The organism is Micromonospora globosa (assembly GCF_000717585.1).
GTDB lineage: Bacteria > Actinomycetota > Actinomycetes > Mycobacteriales > Micromonosporaceae > Micromonospora > Micromonospora aurantiaca.
On record NZ_JNZR01000111.1, the window covers coordinates 1 to 227 of the forward strand.

1 protein-coding gene is annotated in these 227 nt (G+C 68.7%); it reads right to left on the reverse strand.

All coding sequences use genetic code 11. From position 1 onward, the window contains the following. Positions 1-2: 2 nt before the first annotated feature. The coding region (locus tag IF06_RS32730) for a non-reducing end alpha-L-arabinofuranosidase family hydrolase (RefSeq protein ID WP_036312203.1) at positions 3-227 on the reverse strand (225 nt) is incomplete at its 5' end.

A 227-nucleotide genomic window follows, 5' to 3' on the forward strand; every position in this document is an offset into this window, starting at 1 on the left:
GCTCAGCGCTGGAGGGTGAGTAGTCCGGGTCGGTAGGGCAGGAGGCCGTAGTCGCCGCCGGAGTTGGGGGAGCGGCCTTGGTAGAGCAGTTGGAGGTTGCAGGGGTCGACGGTGAAGGTCTGGTCGGCGGTGGTGCGGATGAGTTCGCCGTGGCTGATGTCGTTGGTCCAGGTGGCGCCGCTGTTGGCCTTGCCGGCGAACGGGTTGGACTCGGTGGCGGCCTGCGG